Consider the following 20,486-nt stretch of genomic DNA (forward strand, 5'->3'; position numbering starts at 1 on the left):
GTCAGCCGCGCACGTCCTGAACCTCGATCAGAGCGTCCAGTTCCGCGTCGACGTCCGGGGCGGCGTGACGGCCCGTTCCGACTGCCAGGTTGATCACGGGTCCGACAGCGTCCAGCCCTGCTTCGGTGAACATCTCGGCGTGTGACGTGGGCACCGGACGGTCGATGATCACCCCGGACACGAACGGGCGCCACGCCGACGCAGTCCGCAGTGGGTCGAAGGTGTCGGTCTGTGCCGAGAAGAAGAGCAGATCGCCCACGAACTTGCCCGGACGGTAGCGGTGAGCCAGCTCGGCGCCGGCCGAGTACTCCTCGAACAGTCGCTCGATCCGCTCGCTCGAGACCAAGGGATGATCGCCGATGGCTCCGCGCAAGAGTTCTTCGGCGTCCTCGGGTGTCAGATCGCGCTCGTCGGTGTCCGGCACCGAGATCCCCAACCCGCCGATCAGTTCGGCGAGAGAAGGCTGCGCACCTGCCATAGTCGGGTCTTCGAGAACGAAGCTGTCGAGCAGAATCAGGTCGGCGACGCTCTCACCGGCTGCTTGCAACTGCACCGCCGCCGCATGGGCGATCAATCCGCCGATCGACCACCCCAGCAGGTGATACGGACCGTGCGGCTGGACGCCGCGAATTTCCTCGACGTACCGCGCCGCGAAGTCCTCGATCAGCTCCGCCCGGAATTCGGGGTCCGTCAGGACCGGTGACTGCAGGCCGTACAGCGGCCTGCTCGAATCGACGTAGCGGTCGAGCGCCCCGTAGCACCAGGCCAATCCGATGGCCGGATGGATGCAGAACAGTGGCTCGGCGCGGCCTTCCGGGCGCAGTGGCAGGACTACTGCAAGTGCGGAGGTATCCGCGTCACTTGTCACAACTTTTTCCTCGAGTTCGAAGAGTCTGCGCGCCAATGCCTCCGGAGTCGGGTCGGAGAATATCCACGCGACGGGGACGGTCAGGCCGGTGCGTTCCTTGATGGCAGCGACCAAACGCGTTGCCATGAGTGAGTTTCCGCCGAGTTCGAAGAAACTCGAATCGGCGAAGGTGTCGGCGTCGGCAAGATCAAGTACCTCCGCGAAAGCAGCGCAGATCGCGATCTCGTCGCGGCCTTCCGGGCCGCGTCCACTGGGCGACTCCCAGAGGGGAGCAGGGAGAGCGGTGCGATCCAGCTTGCCGGCCGGTGTGGTCGGGACTGCGTCGATCGCGACAACAGCGGACGGGATCATGTGCGCAGGCAGGGATATGGCTGCGTGGCGGCGTAACGCCGAGGCGTCGACGTCCCCGTTGGCCGGGACGACGTACGCGACGATCCGAGCGTCGCCACCTTCACCGACGACCACGCTCACGGCCGAATGCACAGACGCCTCCGACGCCAGCACCGCGTCGATTTCGCCGAGTTCGATCCGGAACCCTCGCACCTTGACCTGGTGGTCCGCGCGTCCGAGGTAGACAAGCGACCCTGCGCGATCTTCACGCACGAGATCCCCGGTGCGGTACATCCGAGCGCCTTCGGGTCCGTGCGGGTCGGCGACGAACCGCGTCGCCGTCAGCGCGGGGTTGCCGAGGTACCCGCGGGCGAGACCGTCGCCGCTGACGTAGAGCTCACCGACGACCCGGCCGGGGACCGAGTGCAGGCGGGAATCGAGAATCATCGCGTCCACGCCGCGGATCGGACCGCCGATAGTCACGGGCTCCCCCGCTGCCAGCGAATCGCTGACGGTGACCGCGACGGTTGCCTCGGTGGGGCCGTACGCGTTGAACATTCGACGCCCCGGGGCCCACCGAGATACGAGGTCGGCAGAGCACGCATCGCCGCCGACGACTACGGCTTCGAGATGGTCGAGTCCAGCGGGATCGACAGTTGCCAGCGCGGCCGGAGTCACAAACGCATGGGTGATTGCCTGCTCGTCGAGCAATTCGTGCAATTCGACGCCGCCGATAATTGTCGGCGGCGCTATCACCATCGTTGCGCCGGCGCCGAACGCCAGCAACAGCTCGAGAACCGAAGCGTCGAAGCTCGTCGAGGCGAAGCTCAGAGCGCGGGAGTGTGTGGTGACCCCGAAGCGTTCACGCTGTTCGTCGGCGAACGCTGCCAGTCCGGCGTGAGTGACCAACACGCCCTTGGGTTTTCCGGTCGAGCCCGAGGTGTAGATCAGGTAGGCCGGATTGTCGAGCTCGAGTGGCGCGTCAGGCAGAGTCTCGGAATGGACGGCCTCGATTTCGGCGGTGAATTCGGCTGCGTCGAGTTCGATCCACGACGTGACATCCGGGAGTTCGGCCAGATACCGGCCTCTGGTGATACCGAGGACTGCCCCACTGTCGGTGAGCATGTGCTCGATCCGCTCGGCGGGATACGCGGGATCGACGGGAAGGAACACCCCGCCTGCCTTCGCCACGGCCCAGAGCGCGATCACGTAGTCGGCTGACCTTGGAAGCGCCAGTGCCACAATCATTTCCGGAGTAATTCCACGAGCGATCAGTGCAAACGCCATCGCGTCGGAGCGGCGGTCGAGTTCGCCGTAGGTGAGGGTGGTGGATGCGGCGACGTCGACAAGTGCCAGGGAATGCGGATCGGCGGCGCCGCGAAGCAGCAGTTCCGGCAAGGTCAGAGCATCGCCGGCCGGACGTCCGTGCAGCGCGCGCCGACCATGTCCCACGAGGTCCACGTCACCGACGACGACGGAGGGCTGGGCGGTCAGTGTCTCGACGATCGTTTCCAGCATCACCGCAAACGAGTTCGCCGTATCGGCGTCGAAGAGGTCCTGTGCATAGGTGAGGGAGGCCGCGTAGCCGCCGCCCTCCTCTGCGGTCTGTTCGACAACGGTGAACTGTAGGTCGTACTTGGCGATGTCCGGTGTGACCTCGTGGGCGCGAACGGTAAGTCCGGGGAGTTCCCACGCGGTCGGATGAGCGCCGTGGAACGAGATCATCGTCTGGAACACCGGATGACGGTCGGTGGCCCGGGTCGGCGCCACGACGTCCACGACCTGCTCGAACGGAATGTCCGCGTGGGCGAACGCGTCGAGATCGACGGACCGGACTGTACGCAGGACGTCGACGAAGGTGGATCCGGGGTCAATCGTCGTACGCAGCCCTACCGTGCCCACGAACATCCCCACCAGGTCGTCGAGAACTCGGTGTCCGCGCCCGGCGACCGGGGATCCGATCACGATGTCGGTGCTCCGGCTGAGGCTGGACAGCAGCACCGCGTATGCAGCGTGCAACACCATGAACGGCGTCGCCGCATTCGCGGCGGCAACCGCCTCGACCGCGATCCGGGTGTGCGCCGGGAGCGAGACCGCGGCGTGGGCACCGCTCAACGACTGGGTGAGCGGGCGAGTTCGATCGCTGGGAAGGTCGATCAGCTCGGGTGCTCCCCGCAACTTCTCCCGCCAGTACGACGCCTGTGCCCCGAGCACGCTCTCGGATTCGTTCACCGCGCCCAGCGCTTCCCGCTGCCAGATGGCGAAGTCCGCGTAGTGCACCTCGAGGGGCATGAACTCGGGGGCGTGTCCCGAACTTCTCGCGACGTAGGCGGTGAGAACGTCCTTCATCAACGGGGCGATCGACCACCCGTCCGCCGCGATGTGGTGGATCACGATGACCAGAGTGTGTTGCTGCGGTGTCGACTCGAGCAGAAGTGCCCGAACGGGGGCTTGGGTTGTGACGTCGAATCCGCGCGACGCAAACTCTCGGGCGAGCTCTGCCGGTTCGCGGGTGTCGGCGTTTCCGAATTCCAGCGAGGTGAACGCGTCCTGGATCACCTGGTGTGGACCGGTGTCGGAGTCGGGGAACACCGTGCGCAGGATCTCGTGTCTTTCGATCACGTCGAGGACAGCAGCTTCGAGAGCCGGCACGTCGAGCGCACCGTCGAGCGAAATCGCGGCAGGGACGTTGTAGGCCGGCGAGCTGGGATCCATCTGGTTGAGGAACCAGATGCGTGCTTGCGCGTAGGAAAGCGGAATCCGGTCCGGGCGATCGGCAACGGCGATCGGAGGAAGTGCCTTTACCTCGGCGGAAATGTCGAGTGCGGCGGCAAGTTCCCGAATTTCGGGGTGCTCGAACAGCATTCGGACAGGGATCTGCCTACCCAGGGACTCCCCGAGGCGCTGAGCCAGTCTGGTCGCGAGTAGGGAGTTGCCACCGAGTTCGAAGAAGCTGTCCGACGCACTGATCTGTTCGATTCCCAGCAGTTCTGCCACGACGCCGGCGACCTGGAATTCGGTCTCGGTGATCAGCGGCTCGACGCTTCGTTCGGACGAACGCAGTGTCGGCGCAGGAAGCGCCGCTCGGTCGAGTTTCCCGACGGGGGTGAGCGGAACGCGCTCGATCGGGGTGATCGCCGACGGCACCATGTAGGCCGGGAGCGAGCGGCGCGCGTGACTCAACAGCTCGTCCACCTCGACGGATTCCGTGCCGAGTACCACGTACGACGCCAACATCGTCTCACCGGAGGCTGCGTTCACTCCCACGGTGACCGCGAACTCGACGCCGGGGTATGCGCTGAGCACGGAGTCGATCTCGCCCAGTTCGATGCGGAATCCGCGCACCTTCACCTGATGATCAGAGCGTCCGACGTATTCGAGCGTCTCGTGCGGCGTCCACCGAACCAGGTCTCCGGTCCGGTACATGCGGGTGCCGGCCGGACCGAACGGCGCCGCCACGAATCGCGTCGCCGTCAAGGCGGGTTGGTCGAGGTAGCCGCGGGCAAGTCCCAGGCCGGCGATGTAGAGCTCACCGGCGACCCCGACGGGAACCGGCCGAGCGGAACCGTCGAGAACCACCGCGGACACTCCGCGGACGGGTCCGCCGATGGTCACGGTCTCCCCCGCCGTCAGGGCATCGCTGATGCACACCATGACGGTGGTTTCCGTCGGCCCGTATCCGTTGAACAACCGGCGACCGGGTGCCCACTTGCGGACCAGTTCGGGTGAGCAGGCCTCACCGCCGACAACGATCGACTGCAAGACGTCCAGCCCGGTGGGATCGACCGAGGCCAGTGCAGCCGGCGTGATGAACGCGTGGGTCACCTGGTGATCGGTGACAAGTTTCGCGAGGTCCTCGCCGCCGTACACGTCGGGAGTTGCGATCACCATCGCCCCGCCCTCACCCACGGCGAGCAGCAGTTCGAGGATGGATGCGTCGAAACTCGGTGAGGAGAAGTGCAGTGTCCGCGACTGCGCCGAGATGCCGTAGCGCGCCGTCTGCTCGGCGGCCAATGCGCTCAGGCCACGGTGAGTGACGCTGACGCCCTTGGGCTTTCCCGTCGATCCGGACGTGTAGATGATGTAGGCGAGGTTGTCGATTCGGATCGGTGCGGCCGGAACCGGCTGCCCGACACCGTCGCCGTAGATGCCACCCATCGTCATCCACGGAACCGGGCGGGGCAGAGACTCGATCACCGCTTCCGTCGTCACTCCGCGGGTGGCTCCCGAATCGGTGAGCATGTGCAGAATTCGATCGGCGGGGTATCGCGGATCGACCGGAACAAACGCAGCACCGGTCAAGGCCACGCCCCACAACGCGACGATCGAGTCGATCGAACGCGGAATGGCTATTGCCACAATATCTTCGGCGCCGATCCCCTCGGTGGTCAAGCGCCGGGCAAGGGAAGACGCACGGGCGAACAGGTCGCGGTAGAGAACGGTGGTGTCACCGGATCGAAGGGCCACCGATTCGCCTGAGCGGGTAGCAGTCCGCGTCAAGATCTCGGCCAAGGTACGCGAGGCCGTCCACGCCGGACCGCGAACCGGCATCAGCGACGCCCGCTCGAGGGTGCTGAGGAATTCGATGTCGTCGATCGCCGTGTCCGGTTCGGCGGCGACGGCGCGGGCTACAGACTGCACACGGGCGGCGATCGATTCTGCGGTGACGGTGTCGAAGAGCGCCTCGGCAAACCTGAGCGATCCGGTGATCTCCGTGTTCTCGGAATCGCCGGCCAGCAGGGTGAACTCGAGGTCGAACTTCGCGACGGACGGTTCGAGTGCTTGCGCTTCGAGATGCGCGTCGTGGACCGTGACCTGCGGCGAGAGCAGATTCTGGTGGTACGACAGCATGACCTGGAACAGGGGGTGCCGTGTGGTGGACCGGTCGAGATCGAGGGCGTCGACCAGCACCTCGAAGGGCAACTCGGCGTGCGCGAAGGCGGCAAGGTCGAGATCGCGGACCACCTCGAGCAGGGAGGTGAACGACGCTCGATGATCGACCGGAGTGCGAAGCGGTACCGAATTGACGAACATCCCGATCAGGGAATCCAGTTCGGGTCGCCCGCGGCCCGCTACCGGAGTCCCGATCACCACGTCGTCGGTTGCACCGAGACGGGCGAGAACAACCGCCAGGATCGCGTGTAAGACCATGAATTGCGTCGTACCACTCCGCCGCGCCAGGGCGCCGAGTCGCTCCCCCGTCGCCGCGTCGATGACGATCGGGACCGATCCGACAGCGTTGGTGGTGACAGTTCCGCGCGCGCGATCCACGGGTAGCAGTACCTCGTCCGGGGCGCCCGCCATGGCAGCTGTCCAAAACGTCAGCTCGCGGGCAACCAGAGACTCCGGATCGTTGATCTGTCCGAGCGAGTCTTGCTGCCACAGCGCGTAATCGGCGTACTGCACGTCGAGCGGCGCAAAAACTGGTGCATCTCCGACAACGCGCGCGGTGTACGCAGCGATGAAATCTGTGGCAAAGGGAGTCAGAGACCAGCCGTCGAAGGCGATGTGGTGGATGACGACGACCAGTACGTGAGCGTCGGCGTCCTCGCGCACGAGCAGTGCCCGAATCGGCAGATCCGAACCGAGATCGAACCCCCGCGCCGCAAACTCCGTCGTCGCCGCAAACTCCGTCGTCGCCGCGTCGACTCCTTCGGAACCGACATACTGCTCGATGGAGAACTGCACGTCGGAAAGCGCTCGGATGACCTGACTCGGGCCGTCCGCGCTGTCGACGTAGATCGTTCGAAGTACCTCGTGGCGTGCGATGACGTCCGCAAGTGCGTCTTCGAGTGCATCGCCGAGGATGTGTCCGGTGATCCGGATCGCGAACGGGATGTTGTAGACCGAGGACTGCGGATCGAAGCGATTGACGAACCACAGTCGCTGTTGTGCAGCGGAGAGTGGCAGGCGGTCCGGGCGAGCACCGGCGCTCAGGGCAGGTCGATCGTCTGATTCTTCGGCGTTCGCCGCCAGACGCGCAGCGAGAGCTTCGACGGTCGGCGCTTCGAAGATCGAACGCACGTCCACGGCGAACCCCGTCGCTGCGCTCAACCGTGCGGACACCTGCGTCGCGACCAGGGAGTTGCCTCCGAGATCGAAGAAGCTGTCTGCGGCCCGGACCTCGGATACGTCGAGCAGTGAGGCGAAGATGTCGGCGACGGTTCGTTCGAGCCCGGGCTCCGGATCACGACCCGTTCCGAGGATTTCGCGCGGAATCGGCGTTGGTAGTGCTCTGCGATCGAGTTTGCCGACCGGGGTCAGCGGAATCGCGTCGATCGGGGTGATCGACGACGGAATCATGTAGCGCGGCAGCGTCTCGGCGAGGGTGGCAAAGAGCGACTCGGTATCAGCGTGTCCGTTCAGCAGCACGTACGACGCCAGAGTGGTGCCGGCAGCAGATTCGACGGGAATTGTCGTCGCGAAGTGCACGAGAGGGGAATCCATCAGGGCAGCGTCGATCTCGCCGAGTTCGATGCGGAACCCGCGGATCTTGAGCTGATGATCGCTACGGCCGACATAACGAAGGGTGAGGCCCTTGGTCCAGCGGACAAGATCACCGGTTCGGTACATCCGGGCACCGGGCGTCGAGTACGGATGCGCGACAAAACGATCCGACGTCAGTGCAGGCCGGAGGTGGTAGCCACGCGCGAGGCCCGGCCCACCGATGTACAGCTCGCCGACGCCGCCGATGGGGACCGGTTGCAGCCGGGCGTCGAGCACCACGGCGTCGATCCCGCGGATGGGACCGCCGATGGTGATCGGCTCGCCCGGTGAAAGTGGATCACTGATGGCGACCATGACGGTGGTTTCGGTCGGACCGTATCCGTTGTGCAGTCTGCGCCCGTCGCCCCAGCTCGAGACCAGTTCCGGAGTGCACACATCGCCGCCGACGACGACGCATTCCAGTGCCGTCACGCCCGCCGGATCGACGGTCGCCAGAGCAGCCGGAGTGATGAAGGCATGAGTGACCTCGCGGCTTCGGAGGAACTCGCTCAACGCCTCCCCTCCGTAGATGTCGGCGGGTGCGATCACCATCGTCGCGCCGGTCGAACCGGCGAGCAGAAGTTCGAGCACGGCGCCGTCGAAGCTCGGCGACGCAAAATGCAGAGTCCGCGAATCAGCGGTGATCCGGTACCGATCCTGTTGTTCGCGAGCAAGATTGACCAAACCCGCGTGAGTGACGACGGTGCCCTTCGGCACTCCGGTCGAGCCGGACGTGTAGATGACGTACGCAGCCGAGGCCGCAGAGATCGATCCCGTTCTGTCCGCTTCGTCGATCGCAGCATCGGAATAGGCGGCACATTCTGCAACGGTGTCCGCGTCGCCGAGGTCGATCCAGACCGCGACGTTCCCGCCGACCGCCGGACCAGCCGCAACCTCGGCGGACCGAATTCCGATGCGCACCCCCGAATCTTCGAGCATGTGCGCAACGCGATCTGCGGGATAGCGAGGATCGACCGGCACGAAAACGCCGCCGGCTTTGGTGACCGCCCAGACTGCGAGCACCGAGTCGACCGATCGGGCGACGGCCAGCGCGACCGGCGTTTCGGGGCCGACGCCCAGGTCCATGAGGTATCGAGCAATCCGATTCGATCGGCGCTCCAACTCTGCGTACGTGAGTGACCGCTCGGAGTCTTCGAGGGCGATCGCGTCGGGATGCGCCAGCGCGCTCTCGCCCAGGATCTGCGCCAAGGTCGATTCGCCGAGCGAGAGGTCACCGCGCCGCGGCAATATCACGGCGCCCTCCCGGGCGCCGAGTACACGAAGGTCACCAACCGGTGCAGACGGTTCCGACACTGCCGATTCCACGAGTGTCACAAAGTTACGCGCCAACGCTTCGACGGTCGTTTTGTCGAACAGATCGGTGGAATAGGTGAACGTGGCATCGATTCCCGCTGCGGACCCGCCCTCGCGACGCTCCGTGACGGTGAGTTCGAGATCGAACTTGGTCAGCCCCGTCTCCACCGCCCGCGCCGTCATCGACACTCCTGCGAGTTCAGCTGTGTGAGTGGTGGTTATCCGCGAGGTGATGGCCGCCTGAAAGACCGGGTGATGCGAGGACGAGCGGTCCAGTTCGAGCGCGTCCACGACGACGTCGAACGGCACGTCCGCATTGTCGAAGGCATCCACATCGACGGCTCTGACCTGCGCGAGGTACTCCCCGAAGGGTGCATCACGATCGACGACGGTCCGCAAGGCAAGGGTGTTCACGAACATGCCGACCAGCAGATCGAGAGACCTGTCCCCTCGTCCAGCCACCGGTGTTCCGACGACGATGTCGTCAGTGCCGCTGTAGCGGGCCAGAAGGAGCGCGAAGCACGCGTGCAGCGCGATGAATGTAGTGGCGTCGTGATCCGCAGCGAGCGCAACGAGCTTCTGGTGGGTGGAAGCGCCGATCCTGATGTCGACACCGGCTCCGCGCATGGACGGATCGAGTGGGCGCAGACGGTCTGTCGGCAGGTGGAGTTGCTCGGGCGCTCCCGCCAGGCGCTGCTTCCAGAAGGCAATTTGGGAGTGGGCAAGAGACTGGGCGGATGTAGCGTCACCGAGGTGTTCCCGGTGCCAGAGCGCATAGTCGGCATATTGAACGGGAAGGGGCGCCCACTGTGGTCCGTTGCCGCCGACACGGGCCGCGTAGGCGCCGGTGAGGTCGGCGGCCAGCGGCGCGAGTGACCAACCGTCGGCCACCATGTGATGCAGAACTACGACGAGGACGGCTTCCTCGTCTCTGCCCTCCTTGTCGTCGGCGACAGTGATCAGCAAGTAGCGCACCGGGCGTTCGCGAACGAGATCGAAACCGGCCGAAGAGAATTCGAAGATCACCCTCTCGAGGCTTTCGCGTTCCACCTCGATCGACTCGAGCCCCGCGATACCCTCACCGAGGCCCAGAACCTTTTGCGTTGCGTTGTCCCCGACCTGAGGAAACACGGTGCGCAGTGACTCGTGGCGGGTCACCACGTCCATGATCGCGGCGCCCAGTGCGTCGGCGTCGACGTCGCCGCGCAGCGACACCGCCAGCGGAATGTTGTAGGCACCTGATTCCGGTGCGACACGGTTGAGGAACCACAGTCGCTGCTGCGCGGGAGCGAGCGGTAGTACCGCCGGCCTGACCACTACCTGAATACCGTCGGCGTCCGGCGTCTGTGCGGCACGCTCGATGGTCGCCGCGATCCCGGACACCGTGGGGTGATCGAAGAGAGCACGCAGCGGCATCCGAACCCCGGTAGATTCGGTCAAGCGCGCTACCGCCGTCGTCGCTACCAGCGAGTTTCCGCCCAGATGGAAGAAATTGTCGTCGAGTCCGAGCGGTCCGCTACCCAGGATGTCAGCCAGAACCGCGGCAACCTTGCCCTCGATCGCTGTCGTCGGAGGCCGGAAGGCCTTGGTGGAGGCCAGGATCGGCGACGGCAGCGCACGCCGGTCGAGTTTTCCGTTGGTGGTCAACGGAATTGAATCGATGACCATGAAGGCGTCGGGAACCATGTAGGTCGGGAGGACTTCGGCCGCGTGGGCGCGGAGGACGTCGACGTCCACGGCGCCGGAAGCCGTCACGTACGTCACGAGAGCGCCACCGGCCGGCGTCGGAGCCACGACGGTCACGGCGTCGTCGATTCCCGGCGCGCTGAGGATGACGGAATCGATCTCGCCGAGTTCGATCCGGAATCCGCGGATCTTGACCTGTGCGTCGCCGCGTCCGAGGTACTCGAGTTGTCCGGGCGCGATCCAGCGTGCGCGGTCGCCGGAGCGATACAGCCGTCGTCCGCCGGCATTGAACGGATCCGCGACGAACCGGCCCGCGGTGAGATCGGGCCGGCCCAGATAACCACGGGCGAGTTGACCGCCCGCGACGTAGATCTCCCCCGCAATTCCCACCGGGACCGGCGAGAGATGCTCGTCGAGCAGGTACACACGAAGTCCGTCGATCGCGTCACCGATCCGGCTGCCGGTAACCGAACTCGCGCTCGGTCGGTCGAGTTCGAGATGCGTGACGTGCACCGTCGTCTCGGTGATGCCGTACATGTTGACGAGCGCGGGCCCGGATTTCGCGTGATTGTCGTAGCCCGGGTGATTGTCGTACCAGCGTCCGAGTCGACGCAGGTCCAAGGCTTCGCCACCGAAGATCACGAACCGGAGCCGAGTCTGTGAATCGGCCCGAAGGTCCGCTTCGATGAACTGGTAGAAGGCCGAAGGCGTCTGATTGAGCACCGTGACGCCTTCCGCAGCAACCAGCGCTCGGAAAGCATCGGGGTCGCGTGAGACTTCGTGATCGACCAGCACCAGAGTTCCACCGTGGAGCAGCGCGCCCCACAGTTCCCACACCGAGAAGTCGAAGGCGAACGAGTGGAACATCGTCCACACGTCGCTGCCGTCGAATCCGAATTCGACGTGCGTGTTCTCGAACAATCGCACCACGGTGGCATGGGTGACGGAGACGCCTTTGGGTCGACCCGTCGACCCCGAGGTGTAGATCACGTACGCCAGATTGTCGGCTCCGTGCGCACGCGGGCGCTCATCGGCTTCCAGACTCGCACCGGAGTACTCGTCGGAGTCGACTCCGACGACCGTCACATCAGAGTTCAGGAAGGTGGGGTTCGGGAAGGTGGAGTTCGGGCTAGTGGAATCGGAAATGATGCACACCGGTTGCGCATCCTCGACCACATACGCCAAGCGCTCGGCCGGGTGCGCACGATCGAGCGGGAGATATCCGCCGCCGGCCTTCAGCACCGCGACAGCCGCGACGATCATGTCGACGGATTTCGGCAGCATGATTCCGACCAGCGACTCGGAGTGCACGCCGTGATCGACGAGCTTGCGCGCCAACCGATTCGATCGTCGATCGAGTTCGAGGTACGACACTCGCTCGTCGCCCACGACGGCGATCGCGTCAGGGGTCGCGCGAACACGGTCGGCGAAGATGTCGGAGAGCGTTCGGACCGGCGTGGTCGGCAGAACGGGCGGTGCAAGCGCCTGGCGCGCGTCCGCGCGGAGCAAGTCCACAGCACCGAGCACCGACTGCGGAGCACTGACCATTGCGGTCAAGATTCGTAGATAGCGGTCGGCGAGGTCTTCGGCTTGCTCTTTCGTGCCGAGCCAATCCAGAACCCCGGAAATCGGCTGATCGAAGTCGGCATGCTCACCCGTCGGAATCGCGAGGGAGACAAACAGTTCCGGAGCTGTCGCGAGGTCGGACCCGATCGGCGCACCGACCATGAGTCCCGGAAATCTCGGGTGTGCATCGAGCGGTTCCTCGAAGCAGACCATCGCCCGGAACAACGGGCCCGTCTCCACCCATCGACCCTCGCCGAGGGCGGCGGTCACCGAAGACAGAAGAATGTCTGCGTGTTCGAAGGCGTCGATCGCGACGGTGTCCACCGCGCCGACCAGGTTGGTGAGCGTCATGGTGTTCGACACCATCGAGCGAAGCACCAGCTGGTTGGCGAACATCGAGACGAAGTCGTCCGGATTCGAGGCGCCGTATCCGCGAACCGAGACTCCGATCGACACCTCGTCGGCCGAACCGACGCGGCGCAGCAGTCCGGTCATCGCAGACTGGAACAGCACGAACAGACTCGTGTTCATCGTCGTCGCCATCGTCTCGAGGCGGCGGCAGAGGTCTGCCTCGATCTGGAGGGGCGTGGACGTTCGACCGGTTCCGGCGACGACCGGCAACCCCAGTTCCTCGGCCGGGTTCGACAATGTCGACGACCAGTATTCGACGTTGCGGGCGTGCTGTACTTCTGCGATCCACTTCCCCGCGGCGTCCGGGTCGATGTCCATCAATCGAGTTCCCGATTCTGCGGCACAGAACAATTCGAGGAATTCGAGGAACCGTCGATGGTGACTCGAGATGTCCTCGTCGGTGTAGAGGTCTGGATTCGCGGCGAAGTCGATCTGGATCTCTTCGGCTGCGGAAGTCTGATAGACGTTGACCGAGAGGTCTTCGATCGGCCCGGTCGAGATCACGTGGAGTTCGCCGTGCGCGTCGCCGAGGGTGATTCCGGAGTGGAACAGCATGAGGTTGATCAGCGGTCCGTGGAAGCCGCGGCCGTCGGCGATACTGTGATCACCGGCGTTGAGGACGCGTCGCAGGTCCTCGTGGCGGTACTTCTGATGACGCAGTGCGCCGGTGAGTTCGAGCTTCACCTCACGAAGCAAGTCCCCCACTGCGAAGTAGGGGTCGACGCTCGCGCGTATCGGGACGACGTTCGACATCATTCCGCCGGACCTGCGAGCAGCCTTTGTCGTCCGCCCCGAAACCGGGAGGCTGAGTACGACATCGCGAGTTCCGATCGCCCGGGCGAGGTAGGCGGCCAGAGCGCCGATCACCACCGAGGACGTCGTCACGTCGTGCGCTTCGGCAAGGCGTTCGAGGGAGCTTCGCAGTTCTTCCGGCACCGTCGCCGACCGCAGCCGTGACCACGCCTGCGACGGAGCGGTCGAGGACGCGAGCGAGGTTCCGCTCGGCTTGTCGGCCATCTTCGTAGTCCAGTAGTCGCGATCGCGCTCCCACCGCGTGGAGCCCAGATAGTCGGACTCAGCCTTCACCAAAGCCTCGAGAGGCGCAGTTACCACCGGGGGAACTGGCAGATCCCGTACGGCGGCGGTGTAGATCTCGGCCGTGCGGTTCATCATCGACATTGCACCGAAACCGTCGAGGGCTACGTGATGGATGCGGCTGTACCAGTAGGAATGGTCGTCGCGAAGAATCAGGACCGCGAGCTTGACCAGGCGATCGGTGAACGGATCGATGGCGGCGGTGTGCTCGCGCCGCATCCATTCGCGCGCCGCCGATTCCGGATCCGATTCGGTGCGCAGGTCGACCACGTCGAGGGAATCGTCCATGTCGACATCGAGCCACTGACGCGCAACCCCGTCGACCTCGACCAGGCGCAGGTACCCGGAACCGATCTCGCGGCCGGTCTGCTTACTGGCAGCGGTCAGCAGGTCGATGTCGAGCGGGCCGTCCACATCGACGTACTGAGCGATGCTGACCGGTATCTCGGGTCGAAGCTGTTGTGCGACAAGCAGGGAAAGTTGCGCGGCAGAAAGAGGGAAGGTGAGTTCGTCGTCCGGACGAGCTGCGGAAACGATTCCTCGGTCGGGACTGCCATCCACACGAATCTCCCTCTTACAACTTGATCATGATGCAAACAGGTATATGCGCCCGCTGGACGCCTCGAACTGATCGGGGTACTTCGAAATGAGACGAATACATTGGAAGGTTCCGGTGGAAACTGGCAAATCGCCCGCCAGAGATCACATCGTGACAATCAGCTGCGATGTTACCGATGAGTCAGCTTCCAGCAAATATTCATCAAACAACCATTTGGGACTATTGTCCTGAATATCATGGCTAAAACGGCCCTATATAACAAACCGAAGCGCCGGTACCCGACGAACGGGCACCGACGCTCCGGTGAAATCTATTCAGTTGATCGTGCTGAGATTCCTCGTCAGACGGTGAAGCCGAGTGCGCGCAGCTGCTCGCGTCCGTCCTCGGTGATCTTGTCCGGTCCCCACGGCGGCAACCACACCCAGTTGATCTTCATGTCGGTACACAGATCGCTACGCACTAGTGCACCGCGTGCCTGGTCCTCGATCACGTCTGTCAACGGGCACGCCGCCGACGTCAGAGTCATGTCGATCGTGACGACGCCGTCGTCTTCGAAGAGTCCGTAGACCAATCCGAGATCGACGACGTTGATCCCCAGTTCGGGGTCGACGACGTCGCGCATCGCTTCTTCGAGTTCGTCGAGTCGCTCAGGCGACGGGACAGTGCCACTGCCCTGTGCGCCACCGAATTCCGCAGTGGAATCGGGATTCGGATTCACCGGAGCGCCGACCTCGGCGTCCTGCACTGGTTGTGTCTCGGTCATGATCCCTGTCCTTCAGTCGTGTCGACCAATTCACTGCTGTCCGCCGTCGTCACAGCACTGCCGTCGACAATCTGGACTACAGCATCCTTGAATGCCATCCATCCGAGCAAGGCGCACTTGACGCGTGCCGGGTACTTCGAGACGCCGACGAAGGCGATGCCGTCGCCGAGAACGTCCTCGTCCCCCTCGACGGTGCCCCGACTGCTCACCATTTCGCTGAACACCGTCACGGTCTTCAGTGCGTCGGTGACCTGCATCCCGATGACGAGGTCGTTAAGCACTGACGTCGACGCCTGGCTGATCGAACAACCCTGGCCGTCGTACGAGACGTCGGAGACCGTTCCGTCCTCGGAGATCTGGACGCGCAACGTCACCTCGTCGCCACACGTCGGGTTGACGTGGTGCACCTCGGCGCCGAACGGCTCACGCAGCCCGCGGCCGTGCGGATGTTTGTAGTGATCGAGGATCACTTCCTGATACATCTGCTCCATGCGCATGATTCAGTTCAACTCCCCTGCGACACCGAAAAATTCCTGCGCACGCTTGATCGCGGCAACGAGAACATCGATTTCCGCGGTGGTGTTGTAGAGCGCAAACGACGCACGGGCCGTCGCAGCGACACCGAACTTACGATGCAGCGGCCACGCACAATGGTGTCCGACGCGAATCGCGACGCCCTCGTCGTCGAGGATCTGTCCGAGGTCGTGGGCGTGAATACCGTCCACGACAAAGGAAATCGCTCCGCCGCGGTTCTCGGACGTCTGCGGTCCGATGATGCGCAGACCTTCGATCGCCGACAACTTTTCGAGAGCAGCCTCCACCAACACGTGCTCGTGCGCGGCGACTGCGTCCATCCCGAAGGTGTTCAGGTAATCCACGGCAGCGCCCAGCCCGACCACCTGTGAGGTCATCGGTACGCCTGCCTCGAAACGCTGAGGCGGCGGCGCGTAAGTGCTGACCTCCATGGTGACCGTCTCGATCATCGATCCGCCGGTGATGAACGGAGGCATCGCTGCCAGCAGTTCACGACGGCCGTAGAGAACTCCGACCCCGGAAGGGCCGAGCATCTTGTGACCGGAGAACGCCGCGTAGTCCACTCCCAGTTCGTGGAAGTCGACCGCCATGTGAGGCACCGACTGGCACGCGTCGAGCACGACGAGCGCACCGACGGCGCGTGCTCGTCGCACCAATTCCTCGACCGGTGCGATCGCGCCGGTCACGTTGGACTGGTGGGTGAACGAAACAACCTTCACCGCGTCCGTCAACTCCAGCGAATCGAGATCGATCCGGCCGTCGTCGGTGACGCCGTACCACTTGAGCGTGGCACCGGTTCGGCGCGCAAGTTCCTGCCAGGGAACGAGGTTGGCGTGGTGTTCGAGTTCGGTGATGACGATTTCGTCGCCAGGACCGACATGGCGGTCGAAGCGATCGTCACCGAGAACGTAGGTCACCAGATTGAGAGCCTCGGTGGCGTTCTTGGTGAACACCAACTCGTCCGAATCCGCACCCACGAAGGACGCGATGGTGGCGCGAGCATTCTCGTACGCGTCCGTCGCCTCTTCTGCGAGCTGATGAGCACCCCGGTGTACTGCCGCGTTACACGTCGTCAGGAAGTCCCGTTCGGCATCGAGAACCTGGACCGGACGCTGCGAAGTAGCGCCGGAATCCAAGTACACCAGAGGTTTTCCGTCGCGCACGGTCCGCGCCAGGATCGGGAAGTCGGCCCGAACCGCTGTGACGTCGAGCTCGCGCACCGAGGTGGTCATCGTGATTACGCTCCCTGGGTAGCTGCGGTGTCCGCGGTGAAACGAACGTAGCCGTTGGTCTCGAGCTCGTCGGCCAGTTCCGGTCCGCCGGACTCGACGATGCGGCCACCGACGAACACGTGGACGAAGTCGGGGTTGATGTAGCGCAGGATGCGCGTGTAGTGCGTGATCAGCAGAACTCCACCGTTCTCGCGCTCCTTGTAGCGGTTGACGCCTTCGGAGACCGTGCGCAGAGCATCGACGTCGAGGCCGGAGTCGGTCTCGTCGAGGATCGCGATCTTCGGCTTGAGCATGCCCAGCTGCAGGATCTCGTGGCGCTTCTTCTCACCACCGGAGAAGCCTTCGTTGACCGAGCGCTCGATGAACGAGGGGTCGATCTCGAGCTCGCTGAGGGCTTCCTTGACTTCCTTGACCCAGTGGCGCAGCTTGGGAGCCTCGCCGCGCACTGCCGTAGCGGCGGTGCGAAGGAAGTTGGACATGGAGACGCCGGGAACCTCGACGGGGTACTGCATGGCCAGGAACAGCCCGGCACGCGCACGCTCGTCGACGCTCATCGCGAGGACGTCTTCACCGTTGAGGGTGATCGAACCGGAGGTGACCTGGTACTTCGGGTGACCGGCGATGGCGTACGACAGAGTCGACTTGCCGGAGCCGTTGGGGCCCATGATCGCGTGGGTCTCGCCGGAGCGGACCGTCAGGTCGACGCCCTTGAGGATCTGGATGGGCTCGGCGTTGGCGTCGGAGTTGGCAACCTCGACGTGCAGGTCACGAACCTCGAGGACCGAGATGGCCGGTGTGGTGGTGTTGTCACTGGTAGACATGAAATTCCTTCAAGATGAGGCGGGGCGAGCGTAGCGACGGGGTGGTCGCCGGCAGGGCGGTCAGGAGCCGACTGCTGCAAGTTCGGCTTCGACCGCGGCTTCGAGGCGATCGCGCACCTCGGGAACAGCGATCTTGTTGATGATTTCGTGGAAGAACCCACGTACGACCAGACGACGCGCCTGATCCTCCGGGATACCGCGAGCACGCAGGTAGAACAGCTGCTCGTCGTCGAAACGTCCCGTTGCACTTGCGTGGCCGGCTCCGACGATCTCACCGGTCTCGATTTCGAGGTTCGGAACCGAGTCGGCGCGGGCGCCGTCGGTGAGCACCAGGTTGCGGTTGAGCTCGAACGTGTCGGTGCCCTCCGCTGCGGCGCGGATGAGAACGTCGCCGATCCACACGGTGTGCGCGTCGGGCTTGCCGGATCCGGGATCTCCCTGAAGCGCGCCCTTGTAGACCACGTTGGACTTGCAGTTGGGCTGCGAATGATCCACCAGCAGACGCTGTTCCAGATGCTGGCCGGCGTCGGCGAAGTACAGGCCGAGCAGTTCGGCGTCGCCGCCCGGTCCGTCGTACTTGACGGTGGCGGAGAGGCGAACCAGGTCGCCGCCCAGGCTGATCGAGGTGTACCGGAGCACTGCGTCGCGGTTCAGGCGAGCGTGGTGTGACGTCACGTGAACTGCGTCGTCCGCCCAGTCCTGAATGGCCACGACGGTCAGCTGCGAGCTGTCACCGAGAACGAATTCGATGTTCTCCGCGAAGGTTCCGCTGCCGCGCTGGTCGATGACGAACGTCGCCTTGGCGAACTGCGCCAGACGAATCTGGGTATGTCCGTAGGCGACATTGTCGACTCCGGGGCCGGTCATGGTGACCACGACGGGCTTCTCGACCTCGACCTCGGCGCCAACCGAGATGACCGTCGCAGTCTCGAAGCTCGAATATGCCTGCGCTGCAATGCGATCCGCAGGAACACCAGCCTTGCCCAGACGCTCGTCGTCACGGCCGACGGTCTCGACGGTGATGTCGCCGCCACCGTCCACCTCGACGGTGACCTGAGCGTTGGCAACTGCGCTGCCGTCGTGCAATCCACGCAGACGACGCAGCGGGGTGAACCGCCAGATCTCGTCACGTCCGCCCGGGACCTCGAATGCGTTGACGTCGAACGACGAGAACTGCTCGCCCTTGTTCGTGATGGGTGAGCCGGTGGCTGCACCCTTTACAGGAGCGGTCGGGTTCTCCCCGGCAACAGCTCCGATGACTCCGGTCTCTGGCGTGGTCACTAACCCACAGCCCCTTCCATCTGAAGTTCGATAAGGCGGTTGAGCTCGAGCGCGTACTCCATCGGGAGTTCCTTCGCGATGGGCTCGACGAATCCACGCACGATGGTGGCCATCGCCTCGTCCTCGGTCAGTCCGCGGCTCATCAGGTAGAAGAGCTGATCGTCACTGACCTTGGAAACCGTGGCCTCGTGACCCATCGTGACGTCGTCCTCGCGGATGTCGACGTACGGGTAGGTGTCGCTTCGGCTGATCTGGTCGACGAGCAGAGCGTCACACTTGACGGTCGACTTGGAGCCGTGGGCACCCTTGTTGACCTGCACCAGACCGCGGTACGACGCGCGTCCACCGCCACGGGCGACAGACTTGCTGATGATGGTCGACGACGTGTGCGGCGCGAGGTGGAGCATCTTGGCGCCGGTGTCCTGGTGCTGGCCCTCGCCGGAGAACGCAACGGAGAGAACCTCACCGCGGGCGTACTCACCCATCAGCCAGACGGCCGGGTACTTCATGGTGACCTTGGAACCGATGTTGCCGTCGACCCACTCCATGGATCCGCCGGCCTCGACCTTGGTGCGCTTGGTCACCAGGTTGTAGACGTTGTTGGACCAGTTCTGGATGGTCGTGTAGCGGCAGTGGCCGCCCTTCTTCACGATGATCTCGACGACGGCCGAGTGCAGTGAATCGGACTTGTAGATCGGCGCGGTGCAACCCTCGACGTAGTGCACGGAGGCATCTTCGTCGACGATGATCAGGGTGCGCTCGAACTGACCCATGTTCTCGGTGTTGATGCGGAAGTACGCCTGCAGCGGGATGTCCACGTGGACTCCCGGCGGAACGTAGATGAACGAGCCGCCCGACCACACAGCGGTGTTCAGCGCGGAGAACTTGTTGTCGCCGGCCGGGATGACCGAACCGAAGTACTCCTTGAACAGCTCCGGGTGCTGCTTGAGACCGGTGTCGGTGTCGAGGAAGATGACACCCTGCTCCTCGAGGTCCTCACGGATCGAGTGGTAGACGACCTCGGACTCGTACTGAGCTGCGACACCGGCAACGAGGCGCTGCTTCTCCGCCTCGGGGATGCCGAGCTTGTCGTACGTGTTCTTGATGTCCTCGGGCAGGTCTTCCCACGACTCGGCCTGCTTCTCGCTCGAGCGCACGAAGTACTTGATGTTGTCGAAGTGGATGCCTTCGAGGTCGGAGCCCCAGTTCGGCATCGGCTTCTTGTCGAAGGTGCGCAGAGCCTTGAGGCGGATGTCGAGCATCCACTCCGGCTCGCTCTTCTTCGCGGAGATGTCCCGCACGACAGCCTCGGACAACCCGCGCTGCGCGCTGGCTCCGGCTTCGTCGGAATCGGACCAGCCGTAGCCGTAATGACCGAGGGACGCGATGGTCTCTTCCTGCGTGAGCGGCTCGGTGCCTGCAGCTGCAGTGGTAGTCGCCTGGTCTGATGTGACGGTCATGCGAGCTCCTTCCGGAGTCTTGTTTCTTGACGGCTGCTCGGTCTCAGCGAGGGCTGGTCGCTACGGTCGAGCAGTTCTGA

General features: G+C 64.3%; 7 protein-coding genes. All 7 read right to left on the reverse strand.

Translation table 11 applies throughout. The annotated features are described in order from the left end of the window. Window position 1 precedes the first annotated feature (1 nt). Window positions 2–14,317 (reverse strand): amino acid adenylation domain-containing protein, encoded by a 14,316-nt coding sequence (locus ACFWEM_RS09515; RefSeq protein WP_378533094.1) that lies wholly within the window; start codon window positions 14,315–14,317, stop codon window positions 2–4. Between the two features lie 338 nt (window positions 14,318–14,655). Continuing rightward, window positions 14,656–15,078 carry a metal-sulfur cluster assembly factor gene (locus tag ACFWEM_RS09520; RefSeq protein ID WP_003944963.1) on the reverse strand — a complete coding sequence of 141 codons (423 nt, stop codon included), beginning with the start codon at window positions 15,076–15,078 and terminating at the stop codon, window positions 14,656–14,658. Further along, window positions 15,075–15,575 carry a Fe-S cluster assembly sulfur transfer protein SufU gene (gene sufU / locus ACFWEM_RS09525; protein ID WP_378533097.1) on the reverse strand — a complete coding sequence of 167 codons (501 nt, stop codon included), beginning with the start codon at window positions 15,573–15,575 and terminating at the stop codon, window positions 15,075–15,077. The genes ACFWEM_RS09520 and sufU overlap by 4 nt, the downstream gene beginning before the upstream one ends. A gap of 3 nt (window positions 15,576–15,578) precedes the next feature. Then, window positions 15,579–16,844, reverse strand: a complete 1,266-nt coding sequence (locus ACFWEM_RS09530) for a cysteine desulfurase (protein WP_003944865.1) — start codon at window positions 16,842–16,844, stop codon at window positions 15,579–15,581. Between the two features lie 5 nt (window positions 16,845–16,849). Next, window positions 16,850–17,665 (reverse strand): Fe-S cluster assembly ATPase SufC, encoded by an 816-nt coding sequence (sufC, locus tag ACFWEM_RS09535; RefSeq protein WP_230815582.1) that lies wholly within the window; start codon window positions 17,663–17,665, stop codon window positions 16,850–16,852. 60 nt (window positions 17,666–17,725) lie between these two features. After that, entirely contained in the window at window positions 17,726–18,946 is a 1,221-nt protein-coding gene (gene sufD / locus ACFWEM_RS09540) for a Fe-S cluster assembly protein SufD (RefSeq protein WP_378533099.1), read from the reverse strand. Continuing rightward, a complete protein-coding gene (gene sufB, locus ACFWEM_RS09545) occupies window positions 18,946–20,406 on the reverse strand; it encodes a Fe-S cluster assembly protein SufB (RefSeq protein WP_003944799.1) in 1,461 nt (486 codons plus the stop codon). The genes sufD and sufB overlap by 1 nt, the downstream gene beginning before the upstream one ends. Window positions 20,407–20,486: the final 80 nt, after the last annotated feature.

This window comes from Rhodococcus sp. NPDC060176, from assembly GCF_042728675.1.
In the GTDB taxonomy this organism is placed as follows: domain Bacteria; phylum Actinomycetota; class Actinomycetes; order Mycobacteriales; family Mycobacteriaceae; genus Rhodococcus_F.